This window comes from Psychrobacter sp. FME13 (assembly GCF_014861395.1).
In the GTDB taxonomy this organism is placed as follows: domain Bacteria; phylum Pseudomonadota; class Gammaproteobacteria; order Pseudomonadales; family Moraxellaceae; genus Psychrobacter.
In genome coordinates this window covers 19,142-35,278 of record NZ_RRYV01000023.1, presented here as the reverse complement: position 1 = coordinate 35,278, position 16,137 = coordinate 19,142, and the positions used below count along the sequence as shown (strand labels likewise).

20 protein-coding genes and 1 tRNA gene are annotated in these 16,137 nt (G+C 44.2%); 12 read left to right on the top strand and 9 right to left on the bottom strand.

Annotated features, from left to right (window positions below):
* The first annotated feature begins 228 nt into the window (after nucleotides 1-228).
* Nucleotides 229-313: transfer RNA gene (locus EI164_RS05130), tRNA-Leu, on the top strand.
* Between the two features lie 163 nt (nucleotides 314-476).
* Here EI164_RS05130 and EI164_RS17395 read toward each other — a convergent pair.
* The 9 genes from EI164_RS17395 to EI164_RS05085 all read right to left on the bottom strand — a co-directional run bounded on the left by EI164_RS17395 (nucleotide 477) and on the right by EI164_RS05085 (nucleotide 5,440).
* Entirely contained in the window at nucleotides 477-1,613 is a 1,137-nt protein-coding gene (locus EI164_RS17395; RefSeq protein ID WP_192518913.1) for a tyrosine-type recombinase/integrase, read from the bottom strand.
* A gap of 184 nt (nucleotides 1,614-1,797) precedes the next feature.
* Nucleotides 1,798-1,995 (bottom strand): TraR/DksA C4-type zinc finger protein, encoded by a 198-nt coding sequence (locus tag EI164_RS05120; protein WP_192518912.1) that lies wholly within the window; start codon nucleotides 1,993-1,995, stop codon nucleotides 1,798-1,800.
* 204 nt (nucleotides 1,996-2,199) lie between these two features.
* Nucleotides 2,200-2,412: a hypothetical protein gene (locus EI164_RS05115; RefSeq protein WP_192518911.1), complete on the bottom strand. Its 213-nt coding sequence runs from the start codon at nucleotides 2,410-2,412 to the stop codon at nucleotides 2,200-2,202.
* Nucleotides 2,405-2,656, bottom strand: coding sequence for a hypothetical protein (locus EI164_RS05110; protein ID WP_192518910.1), 252 nt, complete (start codon nucleotides 2,654-2,656; stop codon nucleotides 2,405-2,407). The genes EI164_RS05115 and EI164_RS05110 overlap by 8 nt, the downstream gene beginning before the upstream one ends.
* Entirely contained in the window at nucleotides 2,653-3,171 is a 519-nt protein-coding gene (locus EI164_RS05105) for a hypothetical protein (RefSeq protein ID WP_192518909.1), read from the bottom strand. Before EI164_RS05105 ends, EI164_RS05110 begins: the two co-directional genes overlap by 4 nt.
* Nucleotides 3,171-3,524: a hypothetical protein gene (locus EI164_RS05100; RefSeq protein ID WP_192518908.1), complete on the bottom strand. Its 354-nt coding sequence runs from the start codon at nucleotides 3,522-3,524 to the stop codon at nucleotides 3,171-3,173. The genes EI164_RS05105 and EI164_RS05100 overlap by 1 nt, the downstream gene beginning before the upstream one ends.
* Nucleotides 3,517-4,416: a hypothetical protein gene (locus EI164_RS05095; protein ID WP_192518907.1), complete on the bottom strand. Its 900-nt coding sequence runs from the start codon at nucleotides 4,414-4,416 to the stop codon at nucleotides 3,517-3,519. The genes EI164_RS05100 and EI164_RS05095 overlap by 8 nt, the downstream gene beginning before the upstream one ends.
* Nucleotides 4,413-4,643, bottom strand: coding sequence for a hypothetical protein (locus EI164_RS05090; protein ID WP_192518906.1), 231 nt, complete (start codon nucleotides 4,641-4,643; stop codon nucleotides 4,413-4,415). The genes EI164_RS05095 and EI164_RS05090 overlap by 4 nt, the downstream gene beginning before the upstream one ends.
* A 113-nt stretch (nucleotides 4,644-4,756) precedes the next feature.
* The gene (locus tag EI164_RS05085) at nucleotides 4,757-5,440 is read right to left on the bottom strand and encodes an XRE family transcriptional regulator (protein ID WP_192518905.1); all 684 of its coding nucleotides are present in this window, start codon (nucleotides 5,438-5,440) and stop codon (nucleotides 4,757-4,759) included.
* Between the two features lie 173 nt (nucleotides 5,441-5,613).
* Between EI164_RS05085 and EI164_RS05080 the strand changes: the two genes are divergently transcribed.
* The 11 genes from EI164_RS05080 to EI164_RS05030 all read left to right on the top strand — a co-directional run bounded on the left by EI164_RS05080 (nucleotide 5,614) and on the right by EI164_RS05030 (nucleotide 16,098).
* On the top strand, nucleotides 5,614-5,910 hold the full coding sequence (locus tag EI164_RS05080; protein WP_192518904.1) for a hypothetical protein: 297 nt from the start codon (nucleotides 5,614-5,616) through the stop codon (nucleotides 5,908-5,910).
* 41 nt (nucleotides 5,911-5,951) lie between these two features.
* A complete protein-coding gene (locus EI164_RS05075) occupies nucleotides 5,952-6,452 on the top strand; it encodes a phage regulatory CII family protein (RefSeq protein WP_192518903.1) in 501 nt (166 codons plus the stop codon).
* Nucleotides 6,442-7,458, top strand: a complete 1,017-nt coding sequence (locus EI164_RS05070; protein ID WP_192518902.1) for a primase-helicase zinc-binding domain-containing protein — start codon at nucleotides 6,442-6,444, stop codon at nucleotides 7,456-7,458. Before EI164_RS05075 ends, EI164_RS05070 begins: the two co-directional genes overlap by 11 nt.
* Nucleotides 7,458-9,158 (top strand): primase-helicase family protein, encoded by a 1,701-nt coding sequence (locus tag EI164_RS05065; RefSeq protein ID WP_192518901.1) that lies wholly within the window; start codon nucleotides 7,458-7,460, stop codon nucleotides 9,156-9,158. The genes EI164_RS05070 and EI164_RS05065 overlap by 1 nt, the downstream gene beginning before the upstream one ends.
* Nucleotides 9,159-9,509: 351 nt before the next feature.
* Nucleotides 9,510-9,914, top strand: coding sequence for a hypothetical protein (locus EI164_RS05060; RefSeq protein ID WP_192518900.1), 405 nt, complete (start codon nucleotides 9,510-9,512; stop codon nucleotides 9,912-9,914).
* Between the two features lie 200 nt (nucleotides 9,915-10,114).
* Nucleotides 10,115-10,483 (top strand): HNH endonuclease, encoded by a 369-nt coding sequence (locus EI164_RS05055; protein ID WP_192518899.1) that lies wholly within the window; start codon nucleotides 10,115-10,117, stop codon nucleotides 10,481-10,483.
* Between the two features lie 104 nt (nucleotides 10,484-10,587).
* Nucleotides 10,588-11,061 carry a phage terminase small subunit P27 family gene (locus tag EI164_RS05050; protein WP_192518898.1) on the top strand — a complete coding sequence of 158 codons (474 nt, stop codon included), beginning with the start codon at nucleotides 10,588-10,590 and terminating at the stop codon, nucleotides 11,059-11,061.
* A gap of 6 nt (nucleotides 11,062-11,067) precedes the next feature.
* Nucleotides 11,068-12,813 (top strand): terminase large subunit, encoded by a 1,746-nt coding sequence (locus EI164_RS05045; protein WP_192518897.1) that lies wholly within the window; start codon nucleotides 11,068-11,070, stop codon nucleotides 12,811-12,813.
* 1 nt (nucleotide 12,814) lies between these two features.
* A complete protein-coding gene (locus EI164_RS05040; protein ID WP_192518896.1) occupies nucleotides 12,815-14,050 on the top strand; it encodes a phage portal protein in 1,236 nt (411 codons plus the stop codon).
* Entirely contained in the window at nucleotides 14,043-14,789 is a 747-nt protein-coding gene (locus EI164_RS05035; RefSeq protein ID WP_192518895.1) for an HK97 family phage prohead protease, read from the top strand. The genes EI164_RS05040 and EI164_RS05035 overlap by 8 nt, the downstream gene beginning before the upstream one ends.
* A 64-nt stretch (nucleotides 14,790-14,853) precedes the next feature.
* The gene (locus EI164_RS05030) at nucleotides 14,854-16,098 is read left to right on the top strand and encodes a phage major capsid protein (RefSeq protein WP_192518894.1); all 1,245 of its coding nucleotides are present in this window, start codon (nucleotides 14,854-14,856) and stop codon (nucleotides 16,096-16,098) included.
* Nucleotides 16,099-16,137: the final 39 nt, after the last annotated feature.

The window sequence follows — 16,137 nt, the reverse complement described above, 5'->3', positions numbered from 1 at the left end:
AACCAGGTGTTTTATTCCATTACTTAGCGTTGCACTTGGTGTGTTAATCTAAGTTTATAATAAATTAGCAAAAAAAATATTAAATAATTAAAAATAAATGCAAATAGGGGTTGCCAAAATATTCAAACTCTATATAATAGCCAACCACTGAGACGCACTACCGAATCAGTTAACTATCTCTATATGGTGTTTGAGTTTAAACACTAATAATGATAGAGTAACGAAAATGGGGCTGTGGCGGAATTGGTAGACGCACCAGATTTAGGTTCTGGCGCCGCAAGGTGTGAGAGTTCGAGTCTCTCCAGCCCCACCATTTTCGGATAGTGAATAAATAGTCTCAAACATATACTAAACCTGCCTTCGGGCAGGTTTTTTTATTGCCTAAAATTTGATAAATAAAAACCATATTAGTTATTGACGCGGTTTTGACGCAGTAGCCACCACTTGTCGCAAAATTTGCGATAACTAGAAACCCGTCAATCGCTATAATCCAGTTTCATCATCTCTTTATTCATTCGTTCGGTATTTATCCATTTGGCATAGATGGTTTTGAATGTCTGTATATCGTGACCCATTTGGTATGCAGCGGCTGAAGGCTCAATCATTGAGTTAAGCATTGTTGTCGCATAAGTATGGCGACAGTTATATGCCGGTCGCACTCGCATATCAGTACCAGACAACGAGTCGGCAAACTTCTCTGATAATTTCTGATCACGTGTCCATGCTTCGTCAGTGTGCAAGCTGATAAACATTCGTGCCTGATGCCCAGTGAGCTGCTTTAATCTGAGTAAAACATCTTTAGCCCTATCGTTTAGATGAATATTGCGCATATGATAAGTTTTAGTAGCATGGCTAACCTTACCGCCAGTCAATGTTTTGCTGATTTTGACAGTATTATGTGACCAATCTACATCATTCCAATCAATGGCCAATGTCTCACTAGGACGACAACCGGTCCAAAACTGCCACTTATAGTACAAATACCATATCTCTTTTTTACCAGTCCAGTTGGCTTTCATCCAATCCAGTATCGCAGCACGTTCAGCTGGTAGAAACGGATCAGGATCATCACGCTGTACTTTCTTATTACGTATTCGTTTAGTCGGCATATCATCGATTTCACCATCTAAGAACGCTAGGTCAAACACACCACGTAATGGTATAAGTGCATCATTGTAAGTACGTGGTGCGTTAAAACTAATAGAGTTCAGCGCACTGCGTACCATAGCGGCATTGATATCTGCGATAGGTACAGCCGCAAAAAAAGGCATCCAATGCTTAGTTAGAATGCCTTTATATTTTCGCCTGGTACCAGTATTGTCACTGCTAAGATTGTCTAAGTATGTTTGGGCATAGTCTGCAAACAGCGCTCTATCATCATCTATTATATTGGTTTTTACATTGCACGCCGCGTCAACATCGGCTTGCGTCAGTGTGCCATATCGAGCTGCTTTCTTTAAGTAAGCTCGTAGTTTACCCGCTTCGCTGATGCCTTTCGGCGTTGGCGGCTGCGGGATAGTGATGTATTTGCGCTTGCCACTGATTGGGATATTAATTTGGACGCTGTCGCCTCGTACTCGGACGCCCGTTGGATACTCTGTTGGTCCAGCCACTGATTCCACCCCCGCAGGCTAAAATATAACTTGTTATCAATCTTTTGCCACACCACGCCTTCAGGCCATTTATCTTTTGCCATGTATAGACGTGTTTGTGGTAGACCGATAAGTTTAGCAAATTGCGGAAGCGTTACCCAGTCCAATGGGACATTTGATTTGATAATTTCAACAACGTCCATCATTATCTCCTTCTCTCTAATACGCTTTGACAATCTACACAGCGAGTCCGTCCACCGACCGCTTGGCGTTTAGCGGGTATGTCTTCGCCACATTCTATACATTCAGCCAGTGACGGCTCATCAAACTTAGGCGCATGACTCAAGTAATTAGCCATTGTTAAATCAACATAGTCGTTTGCGCGATCCGCATCATCAGCCATACCTACCCCATTCTCTCAACAGCCGCATTGATAGTCGTATACGTTGACCCATTGCGATATTCTAATTTCGTTCCACGTGATGCTAAGCGACATGCACGATTGACCAAGTGACGGCCAGCGCCGCAAGCATCTACTATTTCCCAGCTTTGCGTGTTCACGTCTAACCAAGACAAGCCGTAATTGTTGTTTGCGAAAATAACTCTTTTAATCTGCTTTGACATTGGTTGCCTCACTTTCTTTGATGATGTTGCCAGACCACTCATGGATCTCTTTTAAGCGTTCTAATCCAAACTTTTTGATGATGTAATAATCATCGCGTTTTGAATCTCTTTGGTTTTGACGTTGCAGCTTGATAAAGAACTGGCCGTCTTTGATAAACAGATGCGTTCTGCGGCTAAGTGATAATGTTTTACTCATCGTTGCCTACCTCCTTGAATACCAAACGAACCTCAAGTCGTGGATTAAACGCCCAACCATCTAGAGCTTGCTTGACCTCTTCTGAACTTAGCGACTCAAAGTCAAAATCAAGGCTCAGTTTATCAATCTGTTTTATAGAGAAGCTTTGTAATTCCATTTCAAAATTATGTTCAATAACCCTAATGCGGTTTGCGATCACCTGGTCAATATTTTGATCAGCATTTAATACAAACGAGACTCTCATCGTTTCAGCTCCCGTAATATCAAGCTTTTAATCGTACCCGCTGCATACAGCTGGCCATTCTTACCGTCTATATCAAGCACATAATGATTTGGCGTGCCGTAATGCTCTTTTATGCATGACAGGTGCGCCTCGTGATGTCCCAGTGCTGTGCGCTTATCTTCATTAGATTTAATAAAGCGCTTGTATACGGTGCCATGACAGCTAAGCAGCACGCTAAGACTTGGCATTACGCTATCCTCTTGCCAAGCCCAAAGCGGCTGGTGTAACCGGCGCTTGATAGCCGATGCTGTATAGTGATGACGGTCTAGCAAGATCACATCTAGATGCTTGTATTTATCAAGTATGTAGTCGTCTTCAAATTCAACAGCTTCAACACCTCTACGAACATTGATCACTTCTGTACTGATTGCTTGAGCGTTCAGACACATAGCGACACGCTGACAGGCTGTCGTCACGCCAATATGAGCAGCGCCATTGATATTGACTAATAAAGGTTTTTTCGATTGTGCTAACATTAGGCAGCCTCACTGTCGTCGGTATTAGCAGCTACTACGTCAAGTAACGGCTCAAGGTTGATGTTTGCCACATGCGCAGCGCGTAAGTCAGCTTCTAATTGGATCATCACTGGCCATTGCGGTGGATTAATACGGCAACGACGCTGAGACACTTGCACAATAATCAGACGCAACTGGTCAGCGACATCAAGCAGTACTTGCTGGTCGCGGTTGCATCTTGGCTTGGCGATATGTGCAGTCCATCTCACATTAGAGTCACGTAAAGCCGTACGGCTGACATGATTTGTGAGCTTGGCGCTTTGGATAAGAGATACCAGGATAACGCTTGGTTTAATGTTGGCGATATTACGCATAACGAGCCTCCAACACACCACGGAAATTACTGACTTCATCTTCTGTGATTGTGCGCAACGCACCACCGAGCAGGCTGTCTTTATGAAAAGCTGTAGGTGTATCAACCGTAATTGATAAAGGTTTAAAAAAGAACGCACTGTGATGTTCTTTTTCTGACGCAGTGATAAGGCCAAACCTGTCAGCAGCAATATCATAGACAATATCCCATGGCATCATAACGTCGCCACCCTGCCCACCAATCACATAATCGTCATGACTAAAGCGACCCATGCTATGCATACGCTGGATTAATACGTCAGACAAGTTTTTGATAAAGATAAGCTGCATGTCAGCTTGGGTGATGTGTGGCACTACTGCGTGTAAGCAATTTGAGTTATGTGAGTAATCTCGGCCCATGTCATCAATGATAATGTCGCTGGCTTCCATGCCTTCTATTTCAGGCACAGTCTCGCTTAGATAATCGACATCGTTTACAGTTTCACGATCAATTGCACTGTTTTCCCAGTCTGATGCATCAAACTCACCATCTAAAATTCCAACGCGCCAACCGACATATTTCGTTGTCCAATATCCGTCAGCTCGTATCGTCATTGACTTAGGCACGGTGCAAAGAAAGCCTTGACCGTCTTGGTCGACATGAGCACTAGCCCACTTTTTATCCTGCCCTTCAAAAACCCATTGCCCCATCTGCTTAAGCTCAGACTCAGGCGCATCATTCGCGGCATCACCCATAGCGACTAGTAGCCCACCGTTTGGCTTGGTACTGCCAAGCAATGCCGACGGTACACCTAGTGATCCTTTTATAGCGTCTAGCTTGTCTTTTAGTTCGCTCAGTACAGCTTTAGTTTCGTCATCAAATCCGATTTTAAAAGTGCTGATTAGTTTGCTCATGCTGCACCTCCCAACATAGCAAGGAGCACACCTACGCCAAGCGCAAAAATGCACAGCAAACGGCGATAGCTTTTTACTGCTTTCTTTAGTTTTTGCTCAGAGTAAGTGAGTTGCTGTTCGGTAGCGTGTAGCTGAGAGTTACGGTTGTCTAAGATAGCGCTCAGACGCTCAAATTCCTTTTGAGCGCGTGGCGATGTGAGAATGTCTTGAATATTTGGCGTTGACATGACGATATACCCGTTTGTTGTTGATCACGGGTATAATTAAAACATTTGTTATAAATAACGTCAATACATTTGTTATAATTTAGATAAATAAATATAACAATAGAAGTTAATAATTACCATTTTTCATTGGGTGGCCAATCAAACACCCATCCAATGAGCCTAGCTATCTTCTCAAAATCTTTCCTTCCTATGATTTCATCTTTATACATTTCATTGTCTGATCTAATGATGATGTCACCAGTTGCGGTCTTAAGTAGCCTTTTTACTTTTAACTCACCATCTACGCTGAATGCATATACCTTGCCTTCTCGTATAGCAAAATCAGACTTACTCGTATCTATCTTGATTGGTGATTTATCCATGATTGTAGGTTCCATGCTATTGCCATCTAGCATTGCTTCTACAATACAATCGGGCTGAGCACCAACTGCTCTTATACGATCTGTAAGCATATGGGTATAACCTGTTGCAAATTCAGTATCAGGTGGGCATGACCCAGCATCTGCACTCAAAGCAACATCAGTAAATATGGGGATCACAGTGTATTTGTCCTTTTGTGACGGCTCAATAATAACAGCCTCATTACCTGATTTCTGCATCTTACCGTTACCAGTACTCAGCCACTCCAAATCAACATTCAAAGCAGTAGCTAATGCTGCGGTGTATCTGCACGATTTACTATCTCTTCTTTCAACATTGCCAATCGCGCCCTGGTCCCAATCGACAGCATCAGCTAATTCTTGCTGTGTCATTTTCCGAGCTTCACGTGCGAGCTTTAAGCGTGCTCCTAATGCCATGATGATTGTCCTATTATTTGGCTAGTATTGTAGTAACGATGGGTTGTCCCAAGCCGTCAAAATCATTATACAAACAAATGTTTTAGTCGTATAACATCAAATGATGCATTAAATATTGCTTTCTCTTAAAACAAATGTTTTAATAGCTACAAATGTTATTAAGAGTAATCAACATGTCAAATCATAAAAAACTTATTGTCGATGCAATTAAGAAATCTGGCAGCCTTGCCGAATTGGTAAGACAAATCAACGAACAAGTCGATGTTATCAATCTTAACTTGCCTGAAGACATGCAAATCCGCCATACCTACTCAACTCAAATCAACAACTGGATAAATCGTGATATCGGCGTAGCTCCTACGCACGTACTCGCATTTAGCCAAGTAGCAGGTTGCAGTTGCCATGATCTAAGACCTGATGTATTCCCTGACGCATGTAATGACCATTGCGCTCAACCAAAACTAGCATAGCAACACTGCTGAAATAATCACACGACAATAGCGAGGCGAATATGTCGAAGAAAAAATATACAGCAGCTGAGCGTACTGAAAACTGCGTACTAGATCTCGAAGCAGCAGTCTATCAAGCTGCGATGAAGCCACGCGGTACGCTTGGTAGTGTTTGTGAGACGTTTGGTCTGACCTACAACACCGCAGTTTTGCAGGTTAATCCAAAGCGAACGTGTCACACGCTATCACCCATGCTGATTGAACAAGTCCTAAGCGCAACCCAGTCACCATTAATTATGGATGCTATCTGCTGCGCACACGGCAATGCGGCGTGGTTTTTGCTGCCTGATGCGGATAACCAATCCGATGAGATTTTTGATATTGCGATGCTCGGTCAAAAGTTTGCGGACTTAAACAGCACGTCATTGGACGCTTATGCCGACAAGATCATTGAGCCTGATGAATTTGCAAGCATACAAAAAGACGCTCAAGCGCTGCAACGTCATATTCAAACCATCGTTGAAAATGCGCGTATTAATATGGAGAGAAATAATGACAAATAAACGCCCTCCACTTAACTTTGATGCGATTGCCAATGCAGCAGTTGGCAACTGGGTCACTCACGTATTCCCCGCTGCTGGCATTAGCTTTAATCAACCGGCTCATCAGCATCAGGCTTGCCCTATGTGCGGCGGTAACGATAGATTCCGTTGTGATGATAAGCGCGGCGAAGGCACTTGGATATGCTCACAATGCGGTGCTGGTAATGGCTTTATGCTTGTGCAGCAATATACTGGACTTGATGTATACGACACTAACAAGTTAATTGCTGGGGCAGTCGGTCTTGATGCGACCAGTACGGTCACTGATGAGCAGCGTATACAATGGCAATCCCAGCAAGTTGAGCGTGAAGCAGCAGAGAAAGCTGAGAAGCGACAAGCCCGTCTTGATGCTGCTAGCCGTGCTCAAAGCCTTTGGGATAATGCAAAGCCTGCCGCTGATGATCATCCTTATTTACTACACAAAAACGTTTCAGCCATTGGATTACGCCAAGATAGTAGTGACAACCTCATTATCCCCATGTACTACTACAATCCTGACAAACAACAAACCACGTTGGTCAATGTGCAAACTATTGCACCTGATAGCGAAAAGCTGTTTTTAAAAGGTGGATTAGTCAGCGGTGCTTACTTTACGATTGGCAGCGCGGCAATGTTCAGTGGTGGAGTGATACTAATCTGCGAAGGCTATGCTACTGCCGCTACTGTGTTTGATGCTATGAGCTATAGCTTGCCTGTCATCGTGGCATTTAACGCACATAATTTGATACCAGTAGCCAAAGCAATACGCGCTCAATATCCCGATCATCGCATTATTATCTGTGCTGATGACGATAGTGCGACTGCACTTAAGATGCGTGATAAAGACATAGCAGAGGGCAAAGAGCCAAAACCACTCGTTGAGTACAATGCGGGCATACGTGATGGCAAACTTGCTGCAATAGCAGTTAATGGCGAATTGGTTGTACCCAGTTTTGATGTAGTAGATATGGATAAGGACGCAGCGTAATGCAAGACAAACAACACTCAGATTTTAACGACCTCGCAGCGTCAGCTGGACTCAACGAAGTAGCGCGCCAAATCAAGTATGCGCTAGCTAACAAATCAATCGTAACGCAAGCTGCGAATGACGATCATAGTGTTGTTGATACCCCTACTGTCTCACACAACGGCAACGTACCCACTGACGTCGAACAAGAAATGCGTTTGGCCAATATGCTAAAACGCTATGCTCAAATCACCGACATTGGCAAAGTGACGAATAAAGTCTATGACACTGAGCAAAAGATTGAATATACAAAGACTCAGTTCGCCAATGAAATCGGTAATAAGAAATTAGCTGACCTATGGTGGAAAGCACCACACCGAAAAATAACAAAGTCCGAAGTTGCCAAAGACCTTGATGTCATGCTTGCAGTCGAAGCTCAATCAATGTTTCAACGTTACTTCCTTATCTATGGCACCAAAGAAGTGTGGGATGACGTTGAGCGTATCCGTTTGCCTGTCGATACCATCAAACTTGCACGACCTAATGAGTATGATATTTGGCTCAAATCAGACTCTCGCATCACTGTTAAATCAGACAATATTTGGTTTGACCCTACCCGCACCAAAGAGCCTAAAAATCCGAATGATATTGCTATCAACACATTCGATGGCTTACCACTTAAACCTGTTGAAATCGAAATCGACGAAGCGGCTGCTATGTGTAAGCCTATTACTGACTTGCTTTTGCATTTATGCGAAGGCGACCAGACGATCTATGATTGGGTTATTAGATGGCTTGCTATACCATTGCAACGCCCTGGCACTAAGTTGGACACTGCGCTGATATTTCATGGTGAAATACAAGGTGCAGGTAAGTCGCTGTTTTTTGACCGCATTATGACTCGCATCTATGGTGATTATGGTGTGATACTAGGGCAAGGTCAGCTTGAGTCTCAGTATAACGACTGGGTGTCAAACAAGCTCTATGCACTTTTTGAAGAGATATTTAGCGGCTCTGATAGATACTCTCAAATGGGTATGGTCAAGCAATTGATTACAGGTAACACTATCTATATCAATCAGAAATTCATGAGTGGTTGGAAGCAAGATAACTACGTCAATGCGATATTCTTGTCTAACAATATGATGCCTTTATCTCTTGAACAGAATGACCGTCGCCATGTTGTTTGCTATCCAAAGCAAAAGATTCCCGCACCCCTTTTAAAAGAAGTCGCAGATGCGCTAGATAGCACTAATGACAACATGCTACGTGCTTTCTATACTTATCTCATGAAAATAGAACTTAATGGCCAAACATCACACACACCAGCAATCATGACCAACAGCAAGCGTCAGCTTATTCGCCTAAGCCAACCAAACTGGGAAGTATTCTATGATGACTGGGTAATAGGTGAGGCTGGTATACCTTATTGCAGCTGCTTAACTGACGATCTTTACGACTACTATCAATATTGGTGCCGTAAAGGCGGCGAACGTGGCACTACTAAAACTAAATTAATGACATATATTGGTAGACGTGAGCATAAAGAGCGACTAAGATATCAACTGCCTAACAGCAAAAGACCTATACAATCGACGGTTATTGCTATCAAGATGCCGACAAGCTTCCCAACGGCTGAATCAGACAACCAACAAATATGGCTTGGCAAAGAAATGCAGCTCATGAAGAACGCTATCGGTCATAAACTTGACCCCAAATAGCCAACCATGTGCATAGTGTGCACCCCATGTGCATAGTTTAAAATACAACTATGCACGTCTACAGCCCTTACCCTATATAGCTTATAGCAACCCTGTGCATAGTGTGCAGGGTTTTTTCGTATGCGCGCGCGGGAAATAATTTATTTTTATTATCAACCTAAGATAACAACAAAATATTTTTATCCTCGTGCGTAAATATAACTATGCACACTATGCACACTATGAACATCAGTCTTACAAGCCAGTAATGCCAAAGGGTTCAGACGTGCATAGTTTAAAATCAACTATGCACATCTTGACGTAACTATGCACACGATCCTATATTGAATCTAAATAACGGGGATATTTATCATGCGTCAAGAGTACTTACGAGCAGCTGCTGAGGCTTATGCAAACATCACACCTATTGAGTCTTTCTGCTATCACTATCTGAATGACGGCTTTGATACGTCTATCCAATCGAAGTTACAAGATATCTATGCGAACAAGCTATTGGCCAAGCCAATACCAAGAAAATATATTAATAGAATAGTTTGTACCGCATTAGCTGAATGTCAGTATCCAATCAACGAAACGATTGGTTATGCTTGGAGTGGTAACGAGCGCGCTGCATTTGCGGATATACCTAAAGCAACTTGGTCCCGTAATCAGATGTCTGATCACATCGATTTTATATTAAATGATATGAGCCAGAACGCAGCAACAGCGGGAGCTAAGATACAATTACAAGTGGTTGGCTATTCAGAGGCTACTTGATTAATGGAACAGTTTCACATAAGATTTCTCATATTCGAAGTTCCTGCCCAATCATAAAGCAGACAATTAAATAACTCAAAAAAACCCATTGCCCTCGCAGTGGGTTTTTTTATTGGACAATCTTTATGCCGATGATGCCAACAACTCTTTGTAGCCATTCAGGTTGCAACGCGAGTGCTGGTGCTAACGGCGTTTGCAAGATGCACAAGCCAAAACCTAAGCGTCAATCGCCCAACCAAATTAAACAAGCTGAACCCGCCAAGCTTAAGCGTATCGACCATAGACTATCTGCCTCCCAACGTGGTTACGATGTCCGATGGCGATCAGCGCGTGAATTGTTTTTAGCTGACGAACCATTATGCAGAAATTGCATGTTGCAAAATATCATCAAAGGCGCTGACGTAGTCGATCACATCATTCCCCATCGTGGCGACCACGAACTATTTTGGGATCAGACAAACTGGCAACCACTCTGTTACTCATGTCACTCAATCAAAACAACGACCATCGATAATAAATTATCCGACTATCAGGTCGCCCAGCTCAAGGCAGGGTGGGGTAAAAAGTAAACACGATTGCCCCCAGAGACCACCGCCCCCAAGAGAATTTTCGCATGGTCAAAACCCTATAGGGGGTATACCCCTTCAAACAATAACTATTCTCAGGTGACACTATGTCTCGTCCACGCAAACCGACGCAGCTCAAAGTGTTGCAAGGCAGCCGTGTCCGTAGCGACCGTGAAGCTGCTAGCAACGCTGCTCAACCAACACTAGCTATACCACCCTGCCCCGATTGGCTCGACGCTAAATCACGCAAACAGTGGGACAAGATAGCGCCGCAATTAGTCGCTCTTGGATTGCTATCAGTTATCGATGGTGATTTGTTTGGCGCGTATGCCGAGACGTCGGCCCGTTATGGTGACGTCTGTACCAAGCTTGAGAATGTTGATACTTGGATTGGCACAACGCCTAACGGTTTTCAAGTACAGACTGCTTTGGTCAGTATACGCAACACATTACAAAAACAGCTCATTTCATTAGGCCGCGAATTTGGTCTATCTCCTGCTGCACGCTCCAGTATCAAAGTCGATGTCGCTCAAGGTAACTTATTTGGCGATGGTGAATTTGGGGAGTTTAAACAAGGTTAAAAAACTATGTCCGATGTTATTGCCTACGCTAATATCGCGGCGCAATACGCAACGGATGTAATCGACGGCACTATCGATGCGTGTGTCTATGTACGTCAGGCGTGTCAACGTCACCTAACGGATCTTAAACGCGCAAAGAATGAATCTGCATTTGAGTTTGAATTTGACAGCCAACTGGCTGCGAAAGCTTGCCGATTTATAGAGCTGCTGCCACACGTCAAAGGTGAGCTGGCAAACAAACGCGAATTGATACTGCTTGAGCCTTGGCAAATATTCATCGTGGCTAACTTGTTTGGCTGGGTAGATTTTGACGGCAAACGCCGCTTTCGTTATGCGTATGTCGAAATACCCCGCAAAAATGCAAAGTCAACGTTGGCTGCCGGCATCGGACTTTACTTATGCTTCGCTGACGGGGAGATGGGTGCGGAAGTTTACTCAGCCGCTACTACTCGCGACCAGGCACGTGTCGTCTTTGAAGTCGCACAGGGCATGGTGCGAAAACGCCCAGATATGCAAAAGGCAATGGGTATAAGCGTCGCAGCTCATGCAGTCAGCTCTGTCTCGACTGAATCCACGTTCAAAGCGTTAAGCCGTGACTACGGTGGCAACTTGGACGGACTCAACGTTCATGGCGCTATCATTGATGAGCTACACGCGCACAAATCAAACGATACTTACGAGGTCATGGCAACGGGTATGGGAGCGCGTGAACAGCCCTTGCTATTTGCTATTACGACAGCTGGCTTCATCTTAGATGGCGTTTGCTACGAGCAACGCACGTTGGTCACTAAGGTTTTATCAGGGCTTGAATCTCACGACCGTTACTTTGGCATTATCTACACAATAGATGACGCAGATGATTGGCGTGACCCTGCAAGCTGGCGTAAAGCCAATCCTAACTACGGCGTATCAGTACATAAAGAAGCACTACAAGCAGAATATCAACGTGCTGCTATCAGCCCTGACTCGCAAGCTGACTTTTTGACCAAACATTTATGCGTTTGGGTAGCTGCTCGCAGCGGTTGGCTCAACATGCAAGACTGGGACGATGCTACCGACAAAACATTAAAACCCGAACAGTTTAAAAACTACCCGTGCTTTGGCGGTCTTGATCTGGCATCTAAAGTTGACTTGGCATCACGCGTTAAGTTGTTTGTGAAAAAGATAGACGGTGAGTCATATTATTACTTGTTTGCGAACTTTTATATCAACCGTGCGCAGCTCGACAACGCTAACAATCCCAATCAAAAACGCTTTATTGAATGGGAACGCCAAGGCTGGCTAACTGTTACCGATGGCAATATTACAGACTTTGAGCGCATTGAGCGCGATATTGTTGATGATGCTGCAAATTACGATATCCAAGAAACAGGTTATGACCCTTTTAATGCCACGTATTTAGCCATGCGGCTTAATGAACAAGGTATCAACATGGTCGAAGTTCCGCAGCGCGTCGCCTATCTTAGTGAACCAATGAAACATATTGGTGCGCTGCTACCTGCAAAGCGGGTACTCAATGATGGTAACCCTATATTGCGTTGGTGTATGGGCAACGTCACTGTCAAAAAGGATGCTAACGACAATATATTCCCACGTAAAGAATCAGATGCTAGCAAGATTGATGGCGCAGTTGCTTCAATCATCGCAACCAATCGTGCCCAGTACTACGACGAAACAGGCGATTTACCGAGCCAAGATTTTGAGACACAGCTTGGCGACTACTTAAACGACTTTGTAAGCTTCAGGGGATAACATGGCAATCATACAAACCGTCGCTGCATGGTTTGGTTACGCGCCGCGTGACCCCATTGACGGCAACCAAAACGCTACTCGCACTGTCACTAAGACAGCAAAGACCGTTACCTTTGATTCAGCGATGACAGTCACTGCGGTCTTTGCGTCAATCAGGTTGCTTGCCGAAACCATCGCTAGTATGCCCATTGATTTATATACAAAGGACAAAGATGGTTATTTAGATACCAAAGCAGATCATGACGTCATGAAACTGCTGAGATATAAGCCCAACAAACGGCAGAACCGCATCGAGTTCATGGAACAATTGATGCTCAATTTGGTCAGTGATGGCAATGCATACGTCAGGATCACCAGGATAGGTGATAAAAACTCTCGTATTCTCAGTTTAGATATCATTAACTCTTCTAACATGACTGTCATTTTAAAGAATGATGAGCTCACTTATCGACATCAAGTTACATCTGCATTCAGTCGTGACTACAAAGAGTCTGATATTTGGCATGTTAAGTTGTTTGGTAACGGCATAAAAGGCTTATCACCGCTGCAACACGCTGCTAAAGCTGTCGCTGTAGCAGATGCCTCAGACGATAAAATAACTTCGCTCATGCGTAATGGTGCCAAGCCAACCGGCGCACTAATGACAAAGGGCAATCCTACTGCCGAGCAACGCGCAGCTCTTAGACAAGAGATGGGCGAATTAACAAGTGGTGACGAAACCTTTATGCCAGTGCTACCACTTGATATGAAGTTTGAAGCCATCAGTTTGACGCCTAGTGATATTGAACTGTTGGCTACGCGCCGTTTTAGCTTAGAAGAAATCGCCCGTATGTTCGGTGTGCCTAGTATTTTGATTAACGACAGTACGCAATCAAGCAACTGGGGCAGCGGTATCTCAGCGATCATCGAAGCATTCCACAAATTTAACTTGCGGCCCTACCTTGAGCGCCTTGAATTATCAATGCTGACGACGCTGATACCACGACAAGATTGGGATAAGTATCAATTTGAGATCGATGCTGACGCTATCTTACGTGCTAATCGCAGCGACCGTGTCGCTATGTATAACACTGAAATCACCGGTAGTCAGCGTACCCCTAATGAAATACGTCGCGCTGAAGGTTGGAAGCCAGTCGAAGGCGGCGATGAATTATATATGCAACTTGGCTTTGCGCCGCTTAGCCAAGTCGCTAAACAATCTTTACTAGACCAAACTAAGGATACCAGCAATGAATAAACACTCACTGCAAACGCTGCACTGTCGCGATGGACGCAGTGAGCTATTAGAGTCAGTACAGACCCGGCGCTTGGCAATTAACGATGCTCAGATACGTTTCGTAGAACCTAAAAATGGTGATAGTAATACCCATATATTTGAAGGGTATGCAGTCAAATGGGACAGCATCAATACCTACGGCGAAAAATTTGCTCGTGGTGCATTTGCCGATATGATAGCTCGCTTTGAAAGTAAAGAGAAAGCTGTACATATGTACTACAACCATGGCTGGAAAAATATGTTTGACGCCCGTGCTGCTATGCGAATTGGTAAATACATTGAAATTGTCGAAGATGATATTGGCCTTAGAGTAAAAGGTGAATTTACACCAGGGCTGTCTTTAGCCAATGATGTTAGCGCTATGGTTAAGCATGAGACAGTAGATGGGTTGTCAATTGCATTTTATCCGGTCAATGATATCGATGTAGAAGATATGGGTGATCATATTCTTATCAATCGGGCAGATTTATACGAAATTAGTCCTGTTGATGAACCATCGGATCGCAATGCAAGGCTTAACCGTCAAGCTGAGACCATCAATAACTTAGCTGATGAGCGTGACGCCTGCGATATGTTGACCCAGCTCGGACTTGAAGAAGCGGACGCAAGGCACTTTATTACCAAACTCGATAGCATCATGGGCACTCGCGCTGATGATACTAGCAAAGACGATGACCCGTTTGCATTTTTAGATAAGTAACCTAAACCAAACCCTCAATAAAGCTGCCATCTGGTAGCTAAATTCTTGCCTAAAGGAAAATATTATGCGCGATTTTAAAACCACTACTATTGCTGGTGCTATGCCTAGTGCGGGTGTTATGACTCGTGATGCTGGTGGCTCCAAAGATGAGTACGAAAAACTTGCGACTCAGCTCAAAAGTCGCTTAACCACACTCGACAAGCTTATTGAAGAAAAGCAAAAGCTACTTGCTGAAAACAAAGATGACAAAGAAACTCGTGATGCTATCACTGAGCTACAGAACAGTGTAAAAGAAGTCGGTGACCTATCAGCCCGCTTTGAAGAGTTTGAGCAAAAGATGGTACGCGGTGTCCAAGACGGTGAGCTAGACGCAAACAGCATTGGTGGCCTACTCTCTCGCAACGAAGGTATCAGTCAAGAAATTAAAGCAATTAAGCATTCACGTGGCAAAGTACAGATTGATGGTGTCTCTGCACGTAACACCGTCATGCTTGGCACAATCAACACGGCTGGCAACATCAACGATGCCAGAATAATTAACCCCGCTAGTAATCCGCTGACGCTGGTCAATATGATCAATTGGATACCAACGTCAGTACCACTTATTCCTTATGTACGTGAAAGTGCTGTCACCTTCATGGCTGATATCGTGGCTGAAGGTGAGCTTAAGCCTGAATCAAGCCTTACGTTTGGTCCTGATTCATTAGAAATTGACGTTATTGCTCATTGGGTACGTGTTAGCAATCAGGTGTTAGATGATGCGCCGGCACTGGCTGCTTATATCGAAGGTCGCATGTCTTACGGCTTGCGTCTAAAGCTTGAATATCTGGTCATCAATGGCGACACCAAAAGCTTCAAAGGCCTGATGAAAGCTGGAAACAGCTTGACCATCGTTGCCAACGACAATGCTATCGATACCATCAGTTCTGCAAAAGCAAAAGCTTATGCTAACTTCTTACCTCCTGAGACGGTTATTCTGAACCCGCAAGACTGGGCAGAGATTGAACAGGCTAAAGGCACCGATGGCCATTACTTATTTGGTTCGCCAGGCGCAGCAGTTCAACCTTTCGTTTGGGGCTTGGCGGTTAGCCAGTCACCATCGATGCCAGTTGGCAAATACTGGGTCGGCAACATCACCATGGCAACTGAAGGCTATATTCGCCAAGATGCGACCGTTGAGCTGTCTACTGAAGATGGTGATAACTTCCGCAAAAACTTAGTGACGGTACGTGCTGAAATGCGCGCTGCCTTTGGTGTCGTCATGCCTGATGCAGCTGTGACGGGCGACCTAGTTAACGTCGGACCATAAGATTAGGTAACTATTACTTGAAACGCTTCTCCTAGCCGC

Bases quoted from the DNA above. Each gene is read 5' to 3' on its own strand.
- EI164_RS05030 (WP_192518894.1), top strand. From the start codon at position 14,854: ATGCGCGATTTTAAAACCACTACTATTGCTGGTGCTATGCCTAGTGCG.
- EI164_RS05110 (WP_192518910.1), bottom strand. From the start codon at position 2,656: ATGAGAGTCTCGTTTGTATTAAATGCTGATCAAAATATTGACCAGGTG.
- EI164_RS05100 (WP_192518908.1), bottom strand. From the start codon at position 3,524: ATGCGTAATATCGCCAACATTAAACCAAGCGTTATCCTGGTATCTCTT.
- EI164_RS05065 (WP_192518901.1), top strand. From the start codon at position 7,458: ATGCAAGACAAACAACACTCAGATTTTAACGACCTCGCAGCGTCAGCT.
- EI164_RS05115 (WP_192518911.1), bottom strand. From the start codon at position 2,412: ATGAGTAAAACATTATCACTTAGCCGCAGAACGCATCTGTTTATCAAA.
- EI164_RS05105 (WP_192518909.1), bottom strand. From the start codon at position 3,171: ATGTTAGCACAATCGAAAAAACCTTTATTAGTCAATATCAATGGCGCT.
- EI164_RS05040 (WP_192518896.1), top strand. From the start codon at position 12,815: ATGGCAATCATACAAACCGTCGCTGCATGGTTTGGTTACGCGCCGCGT.
- EI164_RS05080 (WP_192518904.1), top strand. From the start codon at position 5,614: ATGTCAAATCATAAAAAACTTATTGTCGATGCAATTAAGAAATCTGGC.
- EI164_RS05070 (WP_192518902.1), top strand. From the start codon at position 6,442: ATGACAAATAAACGCCCTCCACTTAACTTTGATGCGATTGCCAATGCA.
- EI164_RS05095 (WP_192518907.1), bottom strand. From the start codon at position 4,416: ATGAGCAAACTAATCAGCACTTTTAAAATCGGATTTGATGACGAAACT.
- EI164_RS05120 (WP_192518912.1), bottom strand. From the start codon at position 1,995: ATGGCTGATGATGCGGATCGCGCAAACGACTATGTTGATTTAACAATG.
- EI164_RS05045 (WP_192518897.1), top strand. From the start codon at position 11,068: ATGTCCGATGTTATTGCCTACGCTAATATCGCGGCGCAATACGCAACG.
- EI164_RS05055 (WP_192518899.1), top strand. From the start codon at position 10,115: ATGCACAAGCCAAAACCTAAGCGTCAATCGCCCAACCAAATTAAACAA.
- EI164_RS05085 (WP_192518905.1), bottom strand. From the start codon at position 5,440: ATGGCATTAGGAGCACGCTTAAAGCTCGCACGTGAAGCTCGGAAAATG.
- EI164_RS05050 (WP_192518898.1), top strand. From the start codon at position 10,588: ATGTCTCGTCCACGCAAACCGACGCAGCTCAAAGTGTTGCAAGGCAGC.
- EI164_RS05060 (WP_192518900.1), top strand. From the start codon at position 9,510: ATGCGTCAAGAGTACTTACGAGCAGCTGCTGAGGCTTATGCAAACATC.
- EI164_RS05090 (WP_192518906.1), bottom strand. From the start codon at position 4,643: ATGTCAACGCCAAATATTCAAGACATTCTCACATCGCCACGCGCTCAA.
- EI164_RS05035 (WP_192518895.1), top strand. From the start codon at position 14,043: ATGAATAAACACTCACTGCAAACGCTGCACTGTCGCGATGGACGCAGT.
- EI164_RS05075 (WP_192518903.1), top strand. From the start codon at position 5,952: ATGTCGAAGAAAAAATATACAGCAGCTGAGCGTACTGAAAACTGCGTA.